General features: G+C 61.1%; 20 protein-coding genes. 8 read left to right on the top strand and 12 right to left on the bottom strand.

From position 1 onward, the window contains the following. Nucleotides 1-70: 70 nt before the first annotated feature. Nucleotides 71-880: a serine O-acetyltransferase gene (cysE, locus tag AC2FM5_RS10875; protein WP_093962389.1), complete on the top strand. Its 810-nt coding sequence runs from the start codon at nt 71-73 to the stop codon at nt 878-880. A 69-nt stretch (nt 881-949) separates the two neighbouring features. Here cysE and AC2FM5_RS10870 read toward each other — a convergent pair whose 3' ends face one another. Genes AC2FM5_RS10870 through pdhA form a run of 3 tightly spaced genes read right to left on the bottom strand, consistent with a single transcriptional unit; the run spans nt 950 to nt 4,650 of the window. Then, a complete protein-coding gene (locus AC2FM5_RS10870) occupies nt 950-2,257 on the bottom strand; it encodes a pyruvate dehydrogenase complex dihydrolipoamide acetyltransferase (protein ID WP_496735516.1) in 1,308 nt (435 codons plus the stop codon). 14 nt (nt 2,258-2,271) lie between these two features. Then, complete coding sequence (locus AC2FM5_RS10865) at nt 2,272-3,645, bottom strand: pyruvate dehydrogenase complex E1 component subunit beta (RefSeq protein WP_496735514.1); 1,374 nt, start codon at nt 3,643-3,645, stop codon at nt 2,272-2,274. 15 nt (nt 3,646-3,660) lie between these two features. Beyond that, on the bottom strand, nt 3,661-4,650 hold the full coding sequence (gene pdhA / locus AC2FM5_RS10860) for a pyruvate dehydrogenase (acetyl-transferring) E1 component subunit alpha (protein ID WP_496735511.1): 990 nt from the start codon (nt 4,648-4,650) through the stop codon (nt 3,661-3,663). 105 nt (nt 4,651-4,755) lie between these two features. Between pdhA and AC2FM5_RS10855 the strand changes: the two genes are divergently transcribed. Then, entirely contained in the window at nt 4,756-5,352 is a 597-nt protein-coding gene (locus AC2FM5_RS10855; protein ID WP_496735509.1) for a hypothetical protein, read from the top strand. On the opposite strand, the gene AC2FM5_RS10850 is transcribed toward AC2FM5_RS10855, so the two are convergent. The 3 genes from AC2FM5_RS10850 to AC2FM5_RS10840 form a co-directional block, all read right to left on the bottom strand. Next, nucleotides 5,349-5,648 (bottom strand): FtsB family cell division protein, encoded by a 300-nt coding sequence (locus tag AC2FM5_RS10850; RefSeq protein WP_170338112.1) that lies wholly within the window; start codon nt 5,646-5,648, stop codon nt 5,349-5,351. The genes AC2FM5_RS10855 and AC2FM5_RS10850 overlap by 4 nt on opposite strands. Before the next feature lie 163 nt (nt 5,649-5,811). Further along, complete coding sequence (locus AC2FM5_RS10845; RefSeq protein ID WP_496735505.1) at nt 5,812-6,156, bottom strand: lysozyme inhibitor LprI family protein; 345 nt, start codon at nt 6,154-6,156, stop codon at nt 5,812-5,814. A 59-nt stretch (nt 6,157-6,215) separates the two neighbouring features. Beyond that, nucleotides 6,216-7,406, bottom strand: coding sequence for a phosphoglycerate kinase (locus tag AC2FM5_RS10840; protein ID WP_496735503.1), 1,191 nt, complete (start codon nt 7,404-7,406; stop codon nt 6,216-6,218). 134 nt (nt 7,407-7,540) lie between these two features. Between AC2FM5_RS10840 and AC2FM5_RS10835 the strand changes: the two genes are divergently transcribed. From AC2FM5_RS10835 to AC2FM5_RS10825, 3 genes are all read left to right on the top strand, one after another. Beyond that, nucleotides 7,541-8,047 (top strand): peptidylprolyl isomerase, encoded by a 507-nt coding sequence (locus AC2FM5_RS10835; protein ID WP_093962382.1) that lies wholly within the window; start codon nt 7,541-7,543, stop codon nt 8,045-8,047. Further along, nucleotides 8,040-8,585 (top strand): peptidylprolyl isomerase, encoded by a 546-nt coding sequence (locus tag AC2FM5_RS10830; RefSeq protein WP_170338115.1) that lies wholly within the window; start codon nt 8,040-8,042, stop codon nt 8,583-8,585. The genes AC2FM5_RS10835 and AC2FM5_RS10830 overlap by 8 nt, the downstream gene beginning before the upstream one ends. 122 nt (nt 8,586-8,707) lie before the next feature. Further along, entirely contained in the window at nt 8,708-9,670 is a 963-nt protein-coding gene (locus tag AC2FM5_RS10825; RefSeq protein ID WP_496735500.1) for a DUF3179 domain-containing protein, read from the top strand. 16 nt (nt 9,671-9,686) lie between these two features. Here AC2FM5_RS10825 and AC2FM5_RS10820 read toward each other — a convergent pair whose 3' ends face one another. The 6 genes from AC2FM5_RS10820 to AC2FM5_RS10795 all read right to left on the bottom strand — a co-directional run bounded on the left by AC2FM5_RS10820 (nt 9,687) and on the right by AC2FM5_RS10795 (nt 15,365). After that, a complete protein-coding gene (locus AC2FM5_RS10820) occupies nt 9,687-10,910 on the bottom strand; it encodes an isoprenylcysteine carboxyl methyltransferase (protein WP_170338118.1) in 1,224 nt (407 codons plus the stop codon). Between the two features lie 234 nt (nt 10,911-11,144). Then, nucleotides 11,145-11,834, bottom strand: a complete 690-nt coding sequence (gene aqpZ, locus AC2FM5_RS10815; RefSeq protein ID WP_480635600.1) for an aquaporin Z — start codon at nt 11,832-11,834, stop codon at nt 11,145-11,147. A gap of 179 nt (nt 11,835-12,013) precedes the next feature. Continuing rightward, nucleotides 12,014-12,517 (bottom strand): bactofilin family protein, encoded by a 504-nt coding sequence (locus tag AC2FM5_RS10810; RefSeq protein WP_170338122.1) that lies wholly within the window; start codon nt 12,515-12,517, stop codon nt 12,014-12,016. After that, on the bottom strand, nt 12,507-13,832 hold the full coding sequence (locus tag AC2FM5_RS10805; RefSeq protein ID WP_170358803.1) for a DUF5930 domain-containing protein: 1,326 nt from the start codon (nt 13,830-13,832) through the stop codon (nt 12,507-12,509). The genes AC2FM5_RS10810 and AC2FM5_RS10805 overlap by 11 nt, the downstream gene beginning before the upstream one ends. Before the next feature lie 175 nt (nt 13,833-14,007). Continuing rightward, on the bottom strand, nt 14,008-14,826 hold the full coding sequence (locus AC2FM5_RS10800) for a ferritin-like domain-containing protein (RefSeq protein WP_480636271.1): 819 nt from the start codon (nt 14,824-14,826) through the stop codon (nt 14,008-14,010). 77 nt (nt 14,827-14,903) lie between these two features. Beyond that, nucleotides 14,904-15,365, bottom strand: coding sequence for a peroxiredoxin (locus tag AC2FM5_RS10795; protein ID WP_496735498.1), 462 nt, complete (start codon nt 15,363-15,365; stop codon nt 14,904-14,906). Nucleotides 15,366-15,433: 68 nt separating this feature from the next. Here AC2FM5_RS10795 and AC2FM5_RS10790 point away from each other — a divergent pair, with 68 nt between their 5' ends. From AC2FM5_RS10790 to AC2FM5_RS10780, 3 genes are all read left to right on the top strand, one after another. After that, nucleotides 15,434-18,820, top strand: coding sequence for a YhdP family protein (locus AC2FM5_RS10790; RefSeq protein ID WP_496735497.1), 3,387 nt, complete (start codon nt 15,434-15,436; stop codon nt 18,818-18,820). A gap of 44 nt (nt 18,821-18,864) precedes the next feature. Continuing rightward, nucleotides 18,865-19,911: a tRNA preQ1(34) S-adenosylmethionine ribosyltransferase-isomerase QueA gene (queA, locus tag AC2FM5_RS10785; RefSeq protein WP_170339427.1), complete on the top strand. Its 1,047-nt coding sequence runs from the start codon at nt 18,865-18,867 to the stop codon at nt 19,909-19,911. A gap of 108 nt (nt 19,912-20,019) precedes the next feature. Then, nucleotides 20,020-20,693 (top strand): MFS transporter (locus AC2FM5_RS10780; protein ID WP_496735496.1); only part of this gene is annotated, 674 nt, incomplete at its 3' end.

The raw sequence follows: 20,693 nt of genomic DNA, 5'->3' as shown, positions 1-20,693 counted from the left end.
CATCAAGGGTTTGCGTTTGGCCTTTTTGGGCCTAGATGGCTATTCTAGGCGCAGCAGAGGATCAAAAGCCATGTTTGAAACGCGCACCCAAGTTACGTCAGTTGACCCCGTCTGGGACCGGATCACGGCCGAAGCACAGGCCGCCGTCGAAAAAGAGCCTTTGATGGGCGGACTGGTGCATGCCTGTATCCTGCACCACAAGTCTCTGGAACGTGCGTTGTCCTATCGCATCTCTGCCAAGCTGTGCTCGAACGAGATGTCGATGATGGTTCTGCGTGAAATCGTCGAAGAGGCCTATGCCGATGACAAGGCGCTGATGAATGCCGCCCGCGCGGACCTGATGGCCGTGTACGAGCGCGACCCGGCCTGCCACCGTCTGCTGCAGCCAATTCTGTATTTCAAAGGCTACCAAGCCATGCAGGCCTATCGCGTGGCCCACTGGCTTTGGCAGAAGGGCCGGCACGATCTGGCCTATTTCTTCCAGATGCGCAGTTCGGAAATCTTCGGGATCGACATTCATCCCGCCGCGAAGATCGGCAAGGGCATCATGATCGACCACGCGCATTCTATCGTAATCGGTGAAACTGCGGTTGTGGGTGACAATGTCTCGATGCTGCATTCGGTGACCCTGGGCGGGACCGGCAAGGAAGAAGAGGACCGCCATCCCAAAATTGAGGATGGCGTTCTGATCGGGGCCGGGGCCAAGGTTCTTGGCAATATCCGCGTCGGTCATTGCAGCCGCATCGCCGCCGGTTCGGTGGTGCTGCAGGATGTGCCCCCCTGCAAGACCGTGGCCGGCATCCCCGCCAAGATCGTGGGTGAGGCGGGATGCGACCAGCCCTCGATCTCGATGGATCACATGCTGGGCAAGGATCAGTAAGCCTGTTCTCAGGTGCGAAAAAAGCCGCCTCGGGGTCCGAGGCGGCTTTTTTGATTTTTGTGACTTGGATCAGGCCAGCATGACCATCGGATTTTCCAGGTTGTCCACGATGGCCTGCAGGAGCTGTGCTCCAAGCGCGCCGTCGATCACCCGGTGATCGACCGACATGGTTACCGACATCACGGTCGCCACGGTCAACTCGCCGTCTTCGCCCACGACCGGCTTCTTGGCACCGGTGCCGACGGCCAGGATGCCCGCATGCGGCGGGTTCACGATGGCGTCGAAATTGTCGATGCCATACATGCCCAGGTTCGAAACCGCGAAGGTGCCGCCTTGATACTCGTGCGGGGCCAGCTTGCGTTCGCGCGCACGCGCGGCCAGGTCCTTCATCTCGGTCGAAAGGGCCGACAAAGATTTGGTGTCGGCGTCCTTCAGGACCGGGGTGAACAGGCCGCCTTCGATCGCCACGGCCACGGCCACGTCCGAAGGTTTCAACTGCAGCACCCTGTCGCCCGCCCATACGGCGTTGCACTCGGGCACCTGCTGCAGCGCGTTGGCGACGGCCTTGATTATGAAGTCGTTGACGCTCAGCTTCACGCCGCGGGCTTCCAGCTGCTTGTTCAGCTGGCTGCGGAATTTCAGCAGCGCGTCCAGCTTGATGTCGCGGCGCAGGTAGAAATGCGGGATGGTCTGCTTGGCCTCGGCCAGACGGGCGGCGATGGTCTTGCGCATGCCGTTCAGCTTGACCTCTTCGTACTCGCGGCCTTCGTACATGCGGGCCACCATGTCGGCCGAGGGGCCTGCAGGAGCAGCAGCAGGGGCGGGCGCCGCGCTTGCCGAAGCAGCCGGTGCCGCTGTCGGAGCGGTTGCGCCTTCGACATCCGCTTTGACTATGCGGCCATGCGGGCCCGAGCCCTTGATCTGCGCCAGGTCCAGACCCTTTTGGGCGGCAATGCGACGGGCCAGCGGCGAGGCAAAGATGCGACCGCCATCGGCCTTGGTCGGAGCCGCCGGAGCCGGGGCAGGGGCGGGCGCCGCGGATGCCGCAGGGGCGGCAGCCTCGTTGTCCGCGTCGGCTGCGGGCGCAGCCTCGGGTGCCTTGGTCGGGGCCGCGGCGATGTCATCGGCGCTTTCGCCCTCTTCCAGCAGAACGGCGATGGGGGTGTTCACCTTGACCCCCTCGGTGCCTTCAGGAACCAGGATCTTGCCGACGACGCCTTCGTCAACGGCTTCGAACTCCATCGTGGCCTTGTCGGTCTCGATCTCGGCCAGCAGGTCGCCGGAGGAGACGGTGTCGCCTTCCTTGACCAGCCATTTGGCGAGCGTGCCTTCCTCCATGGTCGGCGAAAGGGCGGGCATCAGAATTTCGGTGGGCATCTGTCAGTCGCTCCTTACCGATAGGTCACTTGTTTGACGGCGGCGATCACTTCGTCGGTGGTAATCAGCGCCAGCTTTTCCAGGTTCGCCGCATAGGGCATGGGCACGTCCTTGCCGGTCAGCGTGATGACGGGCGCGTCCAGATAGTCGAACGCTTCCTGCATGACCACGGAGCTGATGTAGCTGCCGACCGAGCCTTGCGGCCAGCCTTCTTCCACTGTGACCAGACGGTTGGTTTTCATCACCGAATTGATGATCGCACCGGTGTCCATCGGGCGGATGGTGCGCAGGTCGATCACCTCGGCGCTGATGCCATCCTCAGCCAGCTTGTCGGCGGCTTCCAATGCGTATTGCATACCGATCCCAAAGCTGACGATGGTCACATCGGTGCCTTCGCGCCAGAAGCGGGCCTTGCCCAGCGGCACGGTCAGATCATCGACCTGCGGCACGTCGAACGACCGACCATAAAGGATTTCGTTTTCCAGGAACACGACCGGGTTGGGATCGCGGATCGCCGATTTCAGCAGGCCTTTGGCATCGGCTGCCGAATAGGGCATCACGACCTTCAGGCCCGGGATCTGCATGTACCAGGCGGCATAGTCCTGAGAGTGCTGGGCCGCCACGCGCGCGGCGGCGCCGTTGGGGCCGCGGAACACGATCGGACAGCCCATCTGACCGCCGGACATATACAGCGTCTTGGCGGCAGAGTTGATGATCTGGTCGATCGCCTGCATGGCGAAGTTGAATGTCATGAACTCGACGATCGGCTTCAGGCCGCCAAAGGCGGAACCCACGGCAATGCCGGTAAAGCCATGCTCGGTGATTGGCGTGTCGATCACGCGTTTTGCGCCGAATTCGTCCAGCAGGCCTTGGCTCACCTTGTAGGCGCCTTGGTATTCACCGACTTCTTCGCCCATCAGGTAGACGTCTTCATCCGAGCGCATTTCCTCGGCCATCGCGTCGCGCAGAGCCTCACGGACAGTCATCGATTTCATCTCGGCATCTGCTGGCCAGTCCGGCGACAGGTCCACGGTTGGCACGGCCGGTGCAGCAGGGGCAGGAGCGGGGGCCTCAACCGCCGCCGGGGCGGCTTCGGCCTCCGCTGCGGCTGCGGGGGCAGCCGCGGTCACGGCCGAGGCGTCTTCGCCCTCTTCGACCAGGAACGCGATCGGCGTGTTGACCTTCACGCCTTCGGTGCCCTCGGCAATCAGGATTTTGCCGACGATGCCTTCATCGACGGCTTCGAACTCCATCGTGGCCTTGTCGGTTTCGATCTCGGCCAGAATGTCGCCAGAGCTTACGGTGTCGCCTTCCTTGACCAGCCACTTGGCCAGTGTGCCTTCCTCCATGGTCGGCGAAAGGGCGGGCATGAGAATTTCGGTTGCCATGTCTTATTCGTCCTCTCAGGCGTAAATGTCGGTCCAGAGCTCGTCCAGCGACGGCTCGGGGCTTTCCTTGGCGAACTCGGCGGCCTGGTTGACGACCTCCTTGATTTCCTTGTCGATCGCCTTCAGGTCATCCTCGGTGGCGTGCTTGCCGGTCAGCAGCAGCTCGCGCACGTGTTCGATCGGGTCGCTCTGCTCGCGCACCTTCTGCACCTCTTCGCGGGTGCGGTACTTGGCGGGATCCGACATCGAGTGTCCGCGGTAACGGTAGGTCTTGACCTCGAGGATGTAAGGGCCCTTCCCAGACCGGCAGTGCGCCACGGCCTTTTCGCCGGCCTCTTTCACTGCCAGAACGTCCATGCCGTTGACGATTTCGCCGGGAATGCCGAACGCCTCGCCGCGGTGATAGATGTCCTTGGTCGAGGTTGAGCGCGCTTGCGCCGTGCCCATCGCGTACTGGTTGTTCTCGATCACGAAGACCACCGGCAATTGCCAGATGGCCGCCATGTTGAAGGTTTCATAGACTTGACCCTGGTTCGCTGCGCCGTCACCGAAATAGGTAAAGGTCACGCGACCGTTGTCTTTGTACTTGTCTGCAAAGGCAAGGCCTGCACCCAGCGGAACCTGTGCGCCGACGATCCCATGGCCACCGTAGAAATGTTTTTCTTTCGAGAACATGTGCATCGAGCCGCCCTTGCCCTTGGACAAGCCGCCTTCGCGTCCGGTCAATTCAGCCATGACGCCGCCCGGATCCATCCCGCAGGCCAGCATGTGGCCGTGGTCGCGGTAGGAGGTGATGCGCTTGTCGCCATCTTCGGCCGCAGCTTCGAGTCCCACGACGACGGCTTCCTGACCGATGTAGAGGTGGCAGAAACCGCCGATCAGACCCATGCCGTACAGTTGACCGGCCTTTTCCTCGAATCGGCGGATCAACAGCATCTCGCGGTAGTAGGTTTTGAGTTCTTCCGCAGAAACATTTGGTTTCTTTGTGGTTTTTCGCGCAGCCATCGTGGCGACCTCTCCCTTCCGGCAAGATAGTTTAGCGTTAAACTATCTCATAAAGCATTTCGTGCTTTCTGGCGAGCGGAAATGTGACGCAGCGTCCTGGTCGGGGTGGGGGTATCTGTTTCTACCCGAAATCCGGCAGGTTTTCGCCTTTCTGATAGGCAGTTAACAGACCGAGCCAAGGGCGAAGTCCATGCTCGCTACCCTCACAATGGGATCGGCGTGGTCAATCGGTATCTGTCCGGTATTGCGGAGGGCTGCAGCAGCATTTGCGTTGAGAGAAATCCCTGGGACAAGGCTGTCTCAGCGTTCTATTTCTGGATGCATCAGCGCGGAAGACAGATAAACGACGCAAACGCACTGTTCCTGAGCTTTTGCCGGACTCGTCTGAAGTTCTTCTCTGACTTCCATCTTCATTCTGAGGGCGGGGAGATCGCGGTTGATCGGGTGTTGCGATACGAAAGCCTGGACAGCGATTTGGCGCAGGTGCTGGATGGCTTCGGCCTTGGCGATGTCAGCCTCGGCGACAAGCGTTTGAATTCCGGCATTCGGAAATCAAAGCAGTTCGATGTTTTCTACGGTGAAAACTGGGACGGCGAAGCCGTGGACCTGGTGGCTGACCTGTTCCGAAGGGAAATCGACGCTTTCGGGTATCAGTTGCCAACTGCAGAGGAACCCGGGGCGGTCGGGCAAACAGCTAGTTAGCGGATGACGATTTCATCAGCCCGGATCATTCCCAATACGGTTCGGGCCTGTTGATCCAGCAGGTCGAGATCCAGGTAGGTGTCCGAAAGGCGTCGGGTCAGGTTTTCCATCCGAGCTATGTCGGCGTTCAGCGCCGCAAGGTCGCGTGACAGAGCGTCCCGCTCCGCTGAAATCTCGATCCGTCGGAACAGGCCGTAGTCGCCCTGAACGGCAGCAAAGGTGAAATAGACACCCAGCATGAAGGCCACCGAAAAGAATGCGACTGCGCCCAGACCGGGCCGATTGGAACGGGACACTCTGTTGACCGCCGTATGAATACTGCCTCAAAAACGTGCCCTTTGCGGGCATCTGTCAGCACTATGTCACAGGTGATTCGGGTTGTGAATCCCCCGATTCGCACTTTTTGTAATTCGACGAAAAAAGTGATGCTCGAAGAGCCATGACCGCGTAGGTATCCGCTCAACGCAAAGCGGACAGTTCCTGATTTCGATTCAGGGTCTGTTCTTCGATGCAAGACCAATAGAACATTTGCGCGGCACTGCCATCGCTTTTGAGTTCGGGGTCACAAGTTGCGTCCCTGCGTTTCAACCAAGCGCGCTGTTCGTTCAACAAAGCCTCACCGTTTCCGCGCCTGTCCGCCGCTGATTTGACCTCTTTCCAGAGGCGGTTCAGTTCTTTGTCAGCGATTTCCCATTTCTCTTTGGCACAGAAAGTGGCGTCGATCTGAGTTTGCCCGGCGCAATGGGACTGCGCGCCAGAAACACTGGGCAAGAGGATAACAGCAAACGTGGCAACGGCTTTCATGGCCCATCTCCCGGTCTGTGAGAGAATACCACGAATGCCGATCGCCAACTAGAATTGGGTTATTGGGCCAGCGCTGCCACACCGGGCATGGTTTTGCCCTCCATCCATTCCAGGAACGCACCGCCGGCGGTCGAGATGTAGGTGAAGTCCTGCGCGGCACCCGAGGCGTTGAGGGCTGCAACCGTATCGCCGCCACCGGCGACCGACACAAGTTTGCCCGCCCGCGTCAGTTCTGCGGCTTTCAATGCAGCGGCATTTGTCGCCGCATCGAAGGGTTCCAGTTCGAATGCCCCCAATGGGCCGTTCCAGATCAGGGTCTTGCTCTGTTCGAAGATGGTGCAGATTGCGGCGACGCTGTCCGGCCCGGCGTCGAGGATCATCGAATCTGCGGGGCACTTGTTCGCTGGGACGACCTTGTGTGGGGCGTGTGCTTCGAATTTCTCTGCAACGACAACATCGCTGGGCAGGACGATCCGGCAGCCTGCCTTGTCTGCTTTTGCCATGATTTCGGCTGCGGTATCGGTCATCGCGTGCTCGGCCAACGATTTACCAACGTCCAGCCCTTTGGCCAGCAGAAAGGTGTTGGCCATGCCGCCGCCGATGATCAGGTTGTCGACCTTCTCGATCAGGTTGCCCAGCAGATCCAGCTTGGTTGATACCTTGGCCCCACCGACCACGGCGGTCACCGGACGCTGAGGGTTGCCCAGAGCGGCTTCGAGTGCGCTGAGCTCTGCCTGCATCAGACGCCCGGCGCAGGAGGGCAAAAGGCGCGCCAGTGCCTCGGTCGAACTATGCGCCCGATGAGCCGCCGAGAAAGCGTCATTGCAGTAGATGTCGCCCATCTTGGCCATACCTTCGGCCAAGGTCATGCTGTTCTGGGTCTCTTCGGCGTGAAAGCGGGTGTTCTCCAGCAGCAAGACCTCGCCGTCACCTTGGTTTGCGGCAGCGATTTCAGCCTCGTATCCGACGCAATCCTCTCCGAAACGGACCTTGGTTCCAAAGGCGGCTTCCAGCGCGGGCACCAGCTGTTTCAGCGACAGGTTCTGTCGACGCTCACCGCCGGGCCGGCCGAAATGGGCCAGCAGGATGGGTTTGCCGCCAGCGGCCAGAATGTCGCGCACCGTGGGCACGATCCGCTGGATCCGGGTGTCATCGGTCACGGCGCCATCCAGAACCGGGACGTTGATGTCCACGCGCACAAGAACGCGTTTGCCCTGCAAATCCATGTCGTCCAGAGTTTTCCAGCCCATCGTGTCATCCTCGCCGTTGTCACCACGCGTAAGCGGTTCTTTTCCTGCATTTTGCCCTCAGGTCAATGCGTCACTTGGCTTTCGCGCGTCCGGCGCATAGGTATTTGCGCAAATCAATTCCACAGGAGGGCCCCATGGCCGAGATCAAGGATCCCGAAAACACCATCATCATCGAGCTGAAGGATGGCAACGTCGTCATCGAGCTGCTGCCGGACGTGGCGCCTCAGCACAGCGAGCGCATGAAGGAACTGGCGCGCGCGGGCGAGTATGACAACGTGGCCTTTCACCGGGTGATCGACGGCTTCATGGCGCAGACCGGCGACGTGCAGCACGGCGACATGGAAGACGGCTTCAACATCCGCATGGCAGGCACTGGCGGGTCGTCCTTGCCGAACCTTCCGGCCGAGTTTTCCAAGCTGCCGCATGACCGGGGCACGCTGGGTGCCGCCCGTTCGGCCAACCCGAACTCGGCCAACTCGCAGTTCTTCATCAACTTCAAGGACAACCATTTCTTGAACGGCCAATACACCGTCTATGGCCGCGTGATCGAGGGGATGGAGCATGTCGATGCCATCACCCGTGGTGAGCCGCCTGCGAACCCCGACCGCATGATCAGCGTCAAGGTGGCCGCCGATGTATAAGCTGGCCGCCGTTTTTACCTTGTTGGCCAGCCCCGCGCTGGCCGCAGGCCTGCAGATCGAAGTCGAGGGCGAGGCCAACGGCACGATCACCATCGACCTGTTCGAAGACGTCGCGCCCAAGCATGTCGAGCAGATCACCGCTCTGGCCGCCGAAGGCAAGTATGACGGGGTGGTGTTCCACCGTGTGATCGAGGGGTTCATGGCACAGACCGGGGACGTGGAATACGGTAAACTGGGCAGCGACATGCGTCGCGCCGGTACCGGCGGTTCAAGCCGTCCGGACCTGCCTGCCGAGTTTTCCGAAGTTCCGTACGAGCGCGGCATTGTCGGAATGGCTCGCGCCAGCAATCCGAACAGCGCAAATTCGCAGTTCTTCATCATGTTCGAACCGGCCCCGACCCTGAATGGCCAGTACACGGTGGTGGGCAAGGTGACCGACGGCATGGACGTTGTTGATGCGATCAAACGCGGCACTGGCCCGAACGGCGCTGTGGTCGGCCAACCGGACGTCATGACCAAGGTGACCGTCACCGAATGATCCCTGGACCCGGCGCGGATTGCGCGCCGGGTTGTCCGCGCACGGCGCTTCACGTCCTTGTGTAAGGGGCTTGGCCCGGCCGCACGGCCTGACGCACGATGGCAGGTAGCCAAAGGTGCCTCATGCGATGCCGTCTGTTTGCCCTTCTGCTGTTCTGCGCAACCGCGGTGTCCGCGGACCCGAACCTGTGGCGCGACGAATGGCCCAAAACCGATTTTGCGGTCACCTCGATCGGTGACTGGTCTGAGGTCCGGTCCGGCGGACCGCCGAAAGACGGCATCCCTGCCATCGACAAACCCGAGTTTGTCCCGGCTTCGGCGGAAACCGGGTTGGGGCTGACCGAGGCCGTGATCACGGTGGAACTGCCCGGTAAGCGCTCGCGCGCCTATCCCCTGCGTTACCTGATCTGGCATGAGATCGTGAATGATCGCATCGGCAACCGTCCAGTCGCGGTTACATATTGCCCATTGTGCAATTCGGGGCTGGTTTTTGATCGGCGTATCCCGGGACGGGTTCTCAGTTTCGGCGTGTCCGGCAAGCTGCGAAATTCGGACATGATCATGTATGACCGCGAAACCGAAAGCTGGTGGCAGCAAGCCACCGGCGAAGCGATTGTGGGCCAGCTGACCGGTACCCAGTTGACAGCGCTGCCAGCGTGGATGGAAGGGTGGGATCAGTTCCGCAAGCGCAATCCCGACGGTCTGGTGATGGCCGAGCCGAATTTTGCGCGGGACTACGGGCGCAACCCTTATCGCGGGTATGACAGCGCGCGCAGACCGTTCCTGTATGACGGCGCGCTGCCTCCGCATGGTATTCACCCGCTCGAACGGGTGGTGCGTGTCGGTGAGCGGGCCTGGCCTCTGACGCGATTGCGTGCGGCTGGGCGATTGTTAGAAGCAGGCGTTGTCATCGTTTGGTCGGCGGGGCAGGCTTCGGCTCTGGACGCCGGGCGCGTCGACAAGGGACGCGACATAGGATCGATCCGCGTCACGGATGGTGCCGGACGGGATGTCGTGCATGATGTGATGTTCGCGTTTGCCTTCCACGCCTTCTGGCCCGACGGTATCTGGATGACAGGGCGCTGACCCGCGCGCCGCGCGATCAATTCACCTGTCTGGCAACGCTCCGGGTCCAGCCGCTCAGGCCGCGTCGGATGCGGGCCAGAAGACCGTATTCGTTCACGTGCTTTTTGTAGGCTCGGTAGGACGGCGCGCGTGACAGGCAGCGCTCTTCGTGCCAGGCCCGTGCGAAATAGATCAGGTTCACACCCAGCAGGGCCAGACAGTTGGCCAGGCCTGCCCAAAAGTCGACCGCGATGAACGGGATCGAAATCATCCACCAGGTGATGTTCTTGCTGATGTAGGACGGGTGTTTGCTGATGTTGTAGGGAAAGTCACAGGCCAGCCCGCGATAGGTCAGGTTCGAGAACCGCAGACCCATGCGCGCGGCGGTCAGGCAATAGACCGCCAGGAAGAACAGGATGGTGCCGCCCCACAATCCGTAGAGGACAGGGTAATCCCACAGCCAGACACCCCAGGCGAACCCATCCTCGACATAGTTGAAATAGCTGCGCGACAGCAGTTGCCAGAACGGGGCATAGCAGATCACGCAGACCAGCCATCCGCTCACCGTCGTCTCGGTCCAGCGGATGTGAGAGGTCAGAAGCCGGGTGGCGGTGGCATAGCCGATGGTGACGATCGTCAAGTCCAGAAAGAAGGCAAAGCGGTAGAGATATGCGTAGATCTGTTGAAAGTCCTGCGCATCCCACAGCGAACGGGTCTGCAGAAAGCTCCAGTCATAAACCAGATAGCAGAACATCAGTGGCAGAAAGAACCCTTTGACGCCCAGCCCAAGAAGAAAGGATTTCAACTCGCGGGCCCCGGTGGATTGGCGGCCGAAAGACAAAACCACACGTCCCAGATGCCACATGCCGTCGCGAGGATGTCGCATCGAGAAATGAACCGCCGTGACAACGGAAAGGACAATCGCAAGGATCAGCGGCCAGTAGTCGCCGAACAGCGAAAAGAACGGCTGATACCATTCATCCCGGTAGAGGTCGGCGGTGGAGTAGAACAGCGCAAGCAGCGCAAGACTGGCCGCCAGACCAATAAGTTTGATCCAGAAATCAGCCAGATACGCCGGGTTTTTGAAGTTTTCCGGGTTGTAGACCAAACCGCTGCCCGGCTTGCGATGGATTCTGGCGATGAAAATCTCGGATAGGGCCAGAATGGCAAAGATCGTCAGAGCGAACAGAACAGTCTGATCCCGATCAGAGACCGCGCCGAGGTCTGGCCAGAAATAATGAACCAGCGGAATACTGGCCATCGCAATCCAGGCGGTGGATGCGGGAATTGCGGAAGCGGGGCGCCGGAACTTTGGCCAGGAAATCATGATCAGGTCTTTCACAGAGTTCTGCGAATTCTGGCGGTTCGTTCCGGAAATTCAACCACCCTGATCCGACCGGTCGAATTCTTGCCGCGGGTGTGGCCCACGCAACCGTATAACAGAGTCACCTCCCGGCGTAGGCCGGGAGGGGGTTTGCATTAGTAGGACGGGTTTCTATTCGTCCGAGGCCATCATTTTCCAGATCGCGGCCCCCAAAGCGCCACCTATCAGCGGGGCGACCCAGAACAGCCACAGCTGCGCCAAGGCGGGGCCATCGGCAAACAGCGCCACCCCGGTCGAGCGGGCCGGGTTCACCGACGTATTGGTGACCGGGATCGAAATCAGGTGGATCAGCGTCAGCCCAAGACCGATGGCAATGGGCGCGAACCCGGCCGGAGCCTTTTCGGATGTCGCGCCCAGAATGATGATAAGGAAGAAGGCGGTCAAAACGATCTCGATCACCAGCGCCGACATCATCGAATATCCTTCGGGCGAGGCCTCACCATACCCGTTCGAGGCAAAGCTGCCCACGCCTTCGAAGCCAGGTGCGCCGCTGACGATCACGTACAGAACGGCTGCGGCCAGTATCGCTCCAAGCACCTGCGAAGCCCAGTAGGGCAGCAGATCCTTGGACGGGAAACGCCCACCGATCATCAGCCCGAGGCTGACGGCGGGGTTGAAGTGACCACCCGATATGTGGCCGACCGCAAAGGCCATGGTCAGGACCGTCAGGCCGAAGGCGAACGACACGCCCAGCCATCCGATGCCCACATCGGCGACCCCGGCAGCCAGCACTGCGCTGCCACAACCGCCGAGAACCAGCCAGAACGTGCCGAAGAATTCGGCCATCAGTTTTGCTCGCATGATAAAACCTCCCAATTTCAACGAGGTGAAGTTTAATTCAAAAAACACCTTTTGTGAAAATGTATCGCGCGTGCAGGGCTTTGCGGTCTTGATAGGGGGACGGATTGTTGCCTGATGGGCATAGAAAAACGCCGCGGACAGTGGCCGCGGCGTTCTTGGAACTCGGTACTCGGAGCGGTTTACTGGCTGACTTCAGCCGCCGGATTGGCTCCGGTTTTGCCGCTGCGTCCCGGGTTCAGCGGATCGTCCTGACGCTGAACCGAGCCTTCGAAATGCGCGCCGCTTTCGATGGCGATGGTCTTGTGGATGATGTCGCCCTCAACCCGGGCGGTCGAGGTCAGACGTACTTTCAGACCCCGTACACGACCCACGATGCGGCCGTTCACAACCACGTCGTCCGCGGTCACTTCGCCTTTGATGGTCGCGGTTTCGCCGATAGTCAGCAGATGCGCGCGGATGTCGCCTTCGACGGTTCCTTCGACCTGGATGTCACCGGTGGTCTTGATGTTGCCGGTGATATGCAGGTCCGACGACAGAACCGATGCCGGCGGCTTGGGCTTGGGCGCGGTGCTTGCGGCCTTCTGTTCGGTCGGGGCAGGGGTCGCCTGAGGCGCCGGGGCTGCCGGCTTGGCCGTTTCGGATGCCTTGGGTGCGGGCTCGTTGATTTTGCTTTTAGAAAACATTGTTCGCAGCCTTGATGAAGTCCATTGGGTTTACAGGTTTTCCGTTCACGCGCACCTCGTAGTGCAGATGCGTTCCGGTCGACCGTCCAGAATTACCCATATCAGCAATGTGATCCCCGCGCGAGACCCTTTGGCCGACCTTCACGCGGATCTTCGAGTTATGGGCATAAAGTGTCTCAACCCCGAAGGCGTGCTTTATCTTGATCAGACGGCCATAGCCGGATTGCCAGCCCGCATGGGTCACGACACCGTCGGCGGTGGCGAAGATATCCGTGCCCGTCGGGGCCGCAAAGTCGGTGCCCTTGTGCATCCGGCGCCCGCCGGTTTTGGGGTCGCGGCGATAACCATATCCGCTGGTGAACCGGAACGCCGATTTGACCGGTGTGGCAAACGGGGCCTTTTCGGCCGCTATGCGATACAGATTCAGCTGGTCCATCTGCTGCAGAAGCTGATTTGCGCGCACCTCATCTGCCGAAAGCTCTTCGCCGCGGGTGCTGAAGGAAATCGGCGTCAGCGGGCCGCCCATGCCGCTGTAGCCGCGCCGCACTTCGTCAAGCATCCGGTCGGTGGGCATTCCGGCCTCGCGGAACATCTTGTCCAGCGGTTCAACAGAGATCACCATGGCTTCTTCCAACTGGCGGAAGATCTCGTCATTGCGTTCCTGCATCAGCAGGATTTCCAGCTCAAGCTCATCGCGCTGGTCCAGTGCCGCCTGTGCATCAGTTGCGATCTGGTCCCGCTGCTGTGCTGTCCGGGTCAGGGCGTCGGCCATGAATTCGATCTGTGCCGGAGCGGCAGAGGCGAACATCGCAACCGATGCGCCATCGGATTTCTCCTGAAGCTCGGCGAGTTGCGCCCGGGCTTCCTCACGTTGCTTCATGGTCGACCGCAGGGTGGTCTGAATGACCTCGATGCCGGTTTCCAGCTCGCGTCGACGGTTTTCGGATTCCAGCAGTTCCGACTGCATCGCCGAGATCTGCTGAAGCGCCGAGTTGAACCGGGCGTGCGCGGCCAGTGCTTCCTGGGCCCGCGCGTCGCGTTCCTGCGACAGGATGTTCAGCCGTTCCTGATAGGTCGCCTGATCGCGCTTGGCCTGTTCACGGAAGTTGCCCGACCCGATGCTGTCCATCAGCAGGATCGCCGTGGCGACCGCCGTCCAGCCGACCATGATCGAAACGCCAAGCGCTGCCACGATCTGCGTCTCCGAGCTGAGCCGGATGAAGCGTGTGTCATTGTCGGATTTCAGGAAGACCCGGCGTTCCGGGAAGTGCCGTTCGAGCAGTGAGTGTAGTTTGATTGCCAGACGGGTTCTCACGCGCCTTACCTCTCATCCCCAATGTCGGGACCGGTCGTGAGTGGATCGCCGCCCCTTGGGCCGATTGCTTAAAGGGCCGGTCCCGGTTGGGCAAGTTTGTTAACCGATTGGTCGACAATTACGGTGTTTTCCCGCACGTCATCGGCAGAAAATTGCCGAAAGCGGCGCGATTCCGTCAGCGTTTCGCGTCTCCCGGGGGCGTCAGATCCTCGGTCAAAGGCCAGTAGAAATCGGGCGGCAGGCCGGCTTCGGCCCGCTTTTCCTCGTTGAAGGGCGGCTTGAGCGCGCCATGAAAATAGCGCCGGACCAGTTGGTGAAACACGTCCTTGGGGTCGGCATTCTCGCGGCCGCACAGAAAGTGGAACCATTTCGAGCCATAGGCTACATGCCCGACTTCTTCGGCATAGATCACTTCAAGCGCGGCCACGGCCTGATCGGCCTTGGCCTTGCGGAAGATGTCGATCATGCCCGGTGTCACGTCGAGGCCGCGCGCCTCGAGCACCATCGGCACCACCGCCAGCCGGCCCATCAGGTCTTCGGCGGTGTCCTCGGCCGCACGCCACATCCCGGCATGGGCCGGGAGGTCGCCGTAGTGGCTGCCCATCGCTTCCAGGCAGTCGCAGATCATTTCGAAATGGCGCGATTCCTCCTCGGCGCATTTTACCCAGTCGTCGTAGAAACCGACCGGCATCGGCACATGCCCGAACCGGGCGATGATGTCCCAGTGCAGGTCCACGGCATTCAACTCGATATGGGCCACAGCGTGCAGCAGCGCGATGCGTCCAGCCTCCGAGCCGGGGCGACGGCGCGGCACGTCGCGCGGCGACAGCAGCTCGGGCTTGTCAGGACGCGACGGATGCAACGGTGGCGTGGCTGTCCCGACTTCGATCGCGGGGGCGTCGCTGTTGCGCGCCGCAAACCATTTGGCGGCATAGCGTTTGGAAAGGGCGGTCTTGGACCGCCCATCCGCAGTGGTCAGAACCTCGGTTGCCATCTGGGTCAGGGTTTTGGCCACGGTAATCCTCGGGTTGGATGAAAACTGCCGCCTCTTAGACCGGATGGCTCGCAGCGTCAAAGCGCGCGTACGGCCTCCAGCACCTCATCCACATGGCCGGGAACTTTGACCTTGCGCCAGACGCGGGCGATCTTTCCGTCGGCGTCGATCAGGAAGGTCGAGCGCTCGATCCCCATCGACTTCTTGCCATACATGTTTTTTTCGACCCAGACGCCGTAAACCTCGCACACGGTCGAACCTTCGTCGGACAGCAGCGGAGTGGTCAGCCCGTGCTTGGCGACGAACTTGTCGTGCTTGGCGACACTGTCGCGAGAGATGCCGAAAACCTGTGCACCGGCGTCGGCAAAGGATTGAAGCTGCTCCGAGAAACCGATGGATTCCTTGGTGCAGCCCGGCGTATCATCGCGGGGATAAAAGAACAGAACAACGGGACGACCTCGCAGGTCCGACAGGGTGACCGTGCCGCCGCCATCGCGGGGCAAGGTGAAATCGGGGGCGATGTCTGCAACGTCAGGCATTTTGAACTCCGGTCAGGATTTGTAGGTGATGCCGCGTATCATAGGGCGGCTCGGGCAGGTTGAAAGACGTGGACGGCAAATTGGCGCAAGACGAACAGGACGAGGCTGAGAAGGGCGGGAAACCGCCGCGCCGCCGATCCCGTCGGCGGACAGCCGGGCTATGGGCCTTGCGCGGGGTGTTCCTGCTGGTGTTTCTGGCCGTCCTGTCCGGGGTCATGGTGTTCGGCCATCGGATCCACGCGCCGGAATGGCTGCGCGACCGGGTCGAAACGCGTCTGGAAAACGCTTTGGGCGGCCTGCAGATCCGGTTCGGCGATGTCAGCTTTATCATCAATCAGGAATGGCGCCCGCGTCTGCGGCTCAGCGATGTTTCGATCAGCGACGCCGAGGGGCGCCAAATCGCTCAGGTCTCAAGCATGCAGGCCAGCCTGGCGATGCGCCCGCTGCTGCGCGGCCATGTCCGGCCCAAGCGGATCACCCTCAACGGCGCGCAGATCGCATTGACCCGAGCCGAGGACGGATCGCTCTCGCTGACCGTCGGTTCCGGCAGCGCGCCCGTGCAGAATGCGCCAACCTTGGCCGAATTGATCGAACAGTCCGATCAGGTTTTCCTGTCACCGGTTCTGTCGTCCCTGACCTCGGTCGAGCTTGACGCCATCACGCTGGATTATCGGGATCTGCGCCTTGGGCGATCCTGGGTTCTGGACGGCGGGCATATTCTGGCGACGCGGAGCGAAGGCGCCCTGCGCTTGGCGACCGGGTTCTCGGTGTTGGCGGGCCGTGACTATGTCAGCATGATCGAAGCGAACTACACCAGCACGCTCGGCTCACCCGAGGCGCAGTTCGGGATTTCGATCACCGATCTTCCGGCGACCGACGTGGCGGCGCAATCCCCGGCACTGGCCTGGTTGCAGGTATTGGACACGCCGATCTCGGGCGCATTGCGCGGCAGTATCGACGGGGCCGGCGCGCTCGGGCCGGTATTCGCAACCTTGAACCTTGGGGCCGGGGCCGTTCAGCCCAACCCCGAGACCCGACCGGTTCCGTTCGACTCGGCCCGCACGTATTTCACCTATGACCCGGCGCAGCAGGTTCTGGATTTCAACGAGGTTTCCGTGGTGTCGGGCTGGGGCAGCGTACAGGGCGAGGGCAAAGCCTATCTGAAGGGTGTAGAGGCCGGCGCGCTGGAAAGCATGGCGGTGCAGTTCCGTCTGAACGGTATCCGGGTGAACCCAGCCGACCTGTTCGTTGATGCACTAGAGGTCAAGCAGGCCGATCTGGACTTTCAAGTGCGCCTGAACCCCTTCCGGCTGCAGCTGGGGCAGGTCGTGGTCGAGGATGGCGAAGACCTATTGCGCGCTTCGGGCGAGCTTGTGGGCCTGCCGGAGGGGTGGAGCGTGGATCTGAACGCGCGGCTGGGGCACATGGCATCGGACAAGCTGCTGCATTACTGGCCGCCCCGATTGGCTCCGAAGCCGCGCAAATGGGTTACCGAGAACCTGTACGAAGGCAATCTGTCGGACATGGACTTCGTTCTGAGGCTGCGGCCCGGAGATTCCAAGCCCGAACTGTATCTTGATTTCGATTTCGATGATGCGCTGGTTCGGTTTGCCAAGACCTTGCCACCGATCCAAGGCGGGCGTGGGCAGGCCACGCTGATTGGCCGTCGATTCACGGTGACCGCCCGCAAGGGCGTGGTGATCGCCGATGACGGTGGCGCGGTTGATGCCTCTGGGACGTCGTTCATCATCCCGGATACAGACATCAAAAAGAATACACCGGGCATTGTGCGTGTTCAGGCCAGTGGCAGTGTGACCTCGGCCTTGTCGTTGCTTGACCGGGCGCCGCTGCAATTGCTGACCAAAGCAAACCTTCCGGTTGATCTGGCTTCGGGCAGCGTGCGACTGGGCGGCACTCTGTCTCTGCCCTTGATCAAGGGGTTGAAATTCGAGGACACGCAATTTCACTTTCTGGGAGAATTGATTGATCTGGATACGGAAAAACTGGTTCCGGGCTTCCGCATCAGCGCCGCCAAACTGCGCCTGAGCGGGGATCAGACCCAGGTGGCCATAGACGGAGACGGTCTGTTCGGTGAGGTGCCGATACAGGCGACTTGGCGACAACCGATCGGCGGCAAGACAGCACAACGCAGCACACTCAGTGGGCAGATCGAACTGTCCCCGCGGTTGATGGATGAACTGAAGGCCGGATTGCCGTCCGGTATGCTGACCGGGCAAGGCGTGGCTGAGATCAGTCTTGGAATTGGAGGGGGAGAGCCGACAAAGCTGACCGCGACCTCTGATCTGGTCGGCGTCGGAATGGCAATTCCCGAACTGGGGTGGCAAAAATCCGCAGCCACTGCCGGGACGTTGGCCACCGAGGCGACGCTGGGCGATCAACTGCGAGTGGACAGCCTGCGGATTGATGCCGCCGGATTGCGCGCGGTGGCCTCGATCTCGATCGCAAATGGCGCTTTGGATCGGGTTCAGTTCAGTTCTTTTGAACTGGGCGATTGGTTGGCTGTTCCGGCCGAGTTGATCGGCCGTGGTGCCGCGGCGCCGGATATCCGCGTTTTGGGCGGCGTTCTCAACTTGGGCAAAGCGACGTTCGGCAGCGGCAGCGGCGGCGGCGCGTCATCGGGTCGAGGTCCGAACCTTGACGTGGCGCTGGACCGGCTGCAGGTGACCGAGGAAGTGGCCCTGACGGGTGTGAAGGGCAATTTCGAAACGACCGGAGGGTTGAGGGGTGGATTTTCCGCTCAGGTCAACGGAGGCGCCCCGGTCCAGGGGCAGGTTGTGCCCAGCGGATCGCGCAGTGCGGTCAGCCTGCAATCCGTGGACGCTGGTGCGGTACTGCGGTCTGCCGGTTTGTTGACCCAGGCCAGAGGAGGAAAGCTGCAACTCCGGTTGAATCCGGTGGCTGGCCCGGGCAACTACGATCTGACCCTGAAAATCACGGACACGCGGATCCAGGATGCTCCGGCCATGGCGGCGTTGCTGAATGCCATCAGTCTGGTCGGTCTACTGACCGAGATGGCCGGGCAGGGGATCTACTTCTCATCAATCGACAGCGAGATGCGGATCACGCCGACCGAGGTCAAGATTCTCAGCGGCAGTGCGGTTGGACCGTCGATGGGGCTGTCCTTCGACGGGACTGTGGATACCGAACGAAAGTTCCTGAACCTGCGCGGCGCGATCTCTCCGATCTATATGGTGAACGCGATTGGCAGCGTCCTGACCAAGAAGGGCGAGGGCGTATTCGCGTTCAACTATACGCTGGTGGGCCCGATCTCGGCCCCGCAAGTGTCCGTGAACCCGCTGTCCGGTCTGGCGCCACTGTTTCTGCGCAACTTGCTACGAGAACCTGCCCCAACCGTTTCCGACGGCCCCAACGCAACGCCTGTCGCACCGGACGGACCCAGCCCGTCGGTGGGAAGCCGGGGCGAGGACCGCTGACGCAGAGTGTGGCCGAATCTGTTCGGGCGATGTATGGCGCGGCCATGAAGCTGAGTGATTTCGATTTCTACCTGCCTGATGACCTGATTGCCACGCGGCCCGCCAGTCCGCGGTCTTCGGCGCGCCTGCTGGTGGCACAGGGTGACGCGATCTCGGATGATCGGGTGTTCAACCTGCCCGACTGGCTTAGCCCCGGTGATCGGCTGGTGCTTAACGACACGCGCGTCATCCCGGCCCGGCTGAGCGGCCGGCGTCATCGCGACAGCGCCCAGGGTCCGGTCTCGGCCGCGATCGAGGCCACCTTGCTGGAGCCCCGCGCCGACGGGACCTGGGGTGCATTGCTGAAACCGCTCAAGAAGATCCGGGTGGGCGAAGAAATTGTGTTCTCCGACGACCTCAGCGCGGTTCTGGAAGGGGTCGCTGACGGCCAGGCCCATCTGCGCTTCAATCTGAAGGGCGATGATTTCGACCAGGCGCTCGAGCAGGCCGGAGCAATGCCTTTGCCCCCCTACATCGCGGCCAAGCGTCCGGCGGACGAGCGTGACAAGACCGATTACCAGACCGTTTGGGCGCGGCAGGCCGGGGCCGTGGCGGCACCGACCGCCTCTCTGCACTTTGACGAGCCATTGTTGCAGGCCCTTGCGGATCGGGGAGTCGAGTTCACCCATGTTACCCTGCACGTCGGGGCCGGAACGTTCCTGCCGGTCAAGGTCGAGGATGTGACGACCCACAAGATGCACGCCGAATGGGGACAGGTCAGCCCGCAGGCCGCAGCCGAGATTCAGGCGACCAAAGCCTCGGGTGGTCGCGTCATCCCGGTCGGCACCACCGCCTTGCGACTGATCGAAAGTGCCGCGCGCGATGGATCGATCCAGCCTTGGGAGGGGGAGACCGACATCTTCATCTACCCCGGCTTCCAGTTTCAGGTCACCGACGCGCTGATGACCAATTTCCATCTGCCGAAATCGACGCTTCTGATGCTGGTTTCGGCGCTGATGGGACCGGACAGGATGCTGCGGGTCTATGATCATGCGATCAAAAGTGGCTATCGCTTTTTTTCCTATGGTGACGCGTCGCTTTTGATCCCTTAGAGGGCGGGATCGCGGGATCGAATCTGGCGAATGTCGTAGACAAGCGCGACCGGGACATCGTTTGATCCTTTAACGAAAGCCATTGTTCAGCAGATTTGGAGTGCAAACATGCTTCAGGTACTTGCCAGCGCGTGGGCGCTTCTACTCGGAATGGGTCTGCTGATGATCGGCAACGGCCTGCAGGGCACCCTGTTGGGTGTCCGGGGCGAGATCGAAGGGTTTTCGACCCTGCAGATGTCATTTGTCATGTCCGCGTATTTTGTGGGCTTTCTGGGCGGATCCCGTCTTGCACCCGAGATGATACGGCGGGTCGGGCACGTGCGGGTCTTCGCGGCGCTGGCGTCCTTCATCTCTGCCGTGATGATCAGCTATCCGATGCTGACCGATCCGATCGCGTGGTCGCTGGGCCGTGTTGTGATCGGGTTCTGCTTTTCCGGCGTGTACGTGACCGCCGAAAGCTGGCTGAACAACGCCGCGAGCAACGAAAACCGTGGCCAGGCTTTGTCGCTTTATATGATCGTCCAGATGATCGGTATTGTCAGCGCGCAGGCACTGATGCTTGTCGGTGACCCGGCTGGGTACGAAACCTTTGTGATTGCCTCGATCCTGGTTTCCGTTTCCTTTGCTCCGATCCTTTTGTCGATTTCACCGACGCCGGCGTTTGATACGACCAAGCCGATGACGCTCAGGCAGTTGATGGACACGTCGCCCTTGGGCTGTGTCGGCATGTTCCTGTTGGGTGGTATCTTCTCGGCTCAGTTCGGCATGGCCGCGGTTTATGG

Source organism: Ruegeria sp. BHSA162 (assembly GCF_059613385.1).
Note: the sequence above shows the minus strand (reverse complement) of the source record. Positions and strands in the feature narration are given on the sequence as shown.